The following is a 2,233-nucleotide window of genomic DNA, read 5'->3' as shown; positions in this document are numbered from 1 at the left end:
GGGACGGTTCTGAGGGTGTGCCCCTCGGGACGGTTCTGAGGGTGTGCCCCTCGGGACGGCTCAGGCTCCGTGGAGCCGTCCGAAACGGCAGAGCACCGGTCCGGTGAGGCTCGATCCCCCCGAGCCTCACCGGACCGGTGCGTCTCCCCCGTGTCCCCGTTGTTCCCCGTTGCGTCAGGGGTGCCGCGCCGCTTCCGCCGCCCCGTGTCGGCGGTCTCGGCGCGGTGCCCCCTCCGTGTGCCCCACTCTTCCGTCTCCGCAGGTGGGAGCCCATCCGCGCAGCTACTCATCTCTGCTCCTAGGTACGGATACTCAGACCGGCCCGCGCCACCCGCTCACACACTTTGGCCGCCGGGCCGATCGAGACGGCGCCCGCCCGGCCGGGGCTTCGGCACTGTCGGTGGCGGCCGATAAAGTCGTCGGCATGGCACGGATTGTGGTGATCGGCGCCGGGCTCGGCGCGATGGCGACCGCTGCCCGGCTGGCCGTCGCGGGCCACCGGGTGACGGTGTACGAGCGGGGACGGACCTACGGCGGCTCGGCGGGCCGCTTCGAGCGCGACGGCTTCGGCTTCGACACGGGGCCGGATCTGGTGCACCTTCCCGCCGTGTACCGGGACGTGTTCGTGAAGACGGGCAAGGAGCCGCTGGAAGCCCTCGTCGACATAGCCCAGGTGGACCCGGCGGTACGGCACTTCTTCCCCGACGGCACCACGGTGTCGTTGCCCAACGCCTCGCGCGGCGGCGTCGTCGCCGCGCTGGAGGAAGCGCTGGGCACCGGACTCGGCGAGCGCTGGGGGGAGTTCATGAACCGGGCGCGGGACGCCTGGGACCGCACCCGCCGCCCCCTTCTCGAAGAGCCCCTGCGCGCCGACTGGCAGGTCCTCGGCCGCGACCCCTACCCCTCGGTGCCCGTCAAGCGGCTGCTGCGGCGCACCAGGCGGGCGGGCACGCTGGCCGAGGTGGCCGCCTGGGAGCTGGCCGATCCGCGGCTGGCCGCCCTGCTGGAGAGCTACGCCCTGGCGTACGGGCTCGACCCCCGCGACGCCCCGGCCTCCGCGGCCGTACTGCCGTACCTGGAGCAGACCTTCGGCAGCTGGTACGTGGCCGGGGGCACGCGGGAGCTGGCCCGCGCGCTGTACGAGCGGTGCGTGGCGCGGCGGGTGGAGTTCGTCTTCGGCGCACAGGTGGCGTCGGTCGTCGAGAAGGACGGCCGGGCGGTGGGAGTGGAGCTGGCCGACGGGACCCTCGCCGAGGCGGACTCGGTGGTCGCCGCCGTACCGCCGGAGCGGTTGTCCGCGCTGCTGGGCGGTCGGTCGGCGTACGGAAGCCAGGACGCGCCGCCGCGGGGGGCCGCACCGGTGGGGGTGGCGGGGCGGGTACGGGTGTTCCTGGCGCTCGACGGAGCGCGGGAGGCGGGGGCGGTGCACCGGAGCGTGGTGCATGCGGCACACCGTGAGGGCCGGCTGGCGGAGGTGTTCGACGGGGCGGGGCCGACGGGGACCTCTGGTGCAGGGGGCCCGGGTGCAGGGGCCACGGGTGCGGAGTCACCCAACCCGGAGTCCGCTCCCACCGTGTGGGTGTCGCGGCCCGACGATCCGGCGCTGCGGCCCGGCGAGGGGCACGAGGCGGTGGTGCTCACCGCGACCGCTCCGGCCCGCCCGGGGTACGACTGGCTGGCTCCCGGGGTGGCGGAGAGGTGGGCGGACCGCATGGTGGCCGCGGCTGCCGCGGCGGTGCCGGGGCTCGCCGAGCGGATCCGGTGGCGGGAGATCAGGACGCCGGCCGACACGGCGGAGGTGACGGGGGCGGGTGCGGGCGCTGTACCTGCGCCCGCGCTGGCGGGGCGGGACGGGCGGTTCCTCGCACCGTCCAACACGACGTCGCTGGACGGGCTCTACGCGGCCGGGGGGTGGGCGCATCCGGGCGGCGGGGTGGCCCATGCGGGGATGTCGGGGGCGCTGGTGGCGGGGCTGATCGTGGAGGGGGAGGGGTTTCGGGGGTCGCAGTGAGGGGCCCTGGGGCGGGCGGCGACGGGTGGGTCCGGGGGGCGTACGGGGGCGGGGCGGAGGTCGGGCGGGGCCGGGTTGTGCGGCTCCGCCGGGGGCCGCCCCCTTGCCCGCCCGTTCCGCCCCCGGGGGGCGGCCCCGCCGCCCAAGGGGGCGGGGGGGGAGGGGTGTGGGCGGCCTCGCCGCCCAAGAGGGCTGGGGGGGAGAGGGTCGGGCGGCCCCCCC

The 2,233-nt window shown here is 76.7% G+C and carries 1 protein-coding gene; it reads left to right on the top strand.

What is annotated here, in order from left to right; translation table 11 throughout:
- Window positions 1-424: 424 nt before the first annotated feature.
- On the top strand, window positions 425-2,011 hold the full coding sequence (locus tag ACFWVV_RS18315; protein ID WP_384346835.1) for a phytoene desaturase family protein: 1,587 nt from the start codon (window positions 425-427) through the stop codon (window positions 2,009-2,011).
- Window positions 2,012-2,233 lie beyond the last annotated feature (222 nt).

Origin of the sequence: Streptomyces sp. NPDC058663 (assembly GCF_042716745.1) — a bacterium.
Lineage (GTDB): Bacteria > Actinomycetota > Actinomycetes > Streptomycetales > Streptomycetaceae > Streptomyces.
Note: the sequence above shows the minus strand (reverse complement) of the source record. Positions and strands in the feature narration are given on the sequence as shown.

Coding starts and splice junctions, on each gene's coding strand:
- ACFWVV_RS18315 (WP_384346835.1), top strand. CDS start 425: ATGGCACGGATTGTGGTGATCGGCGCCGGGCTCGGCGCGATGGCGACC.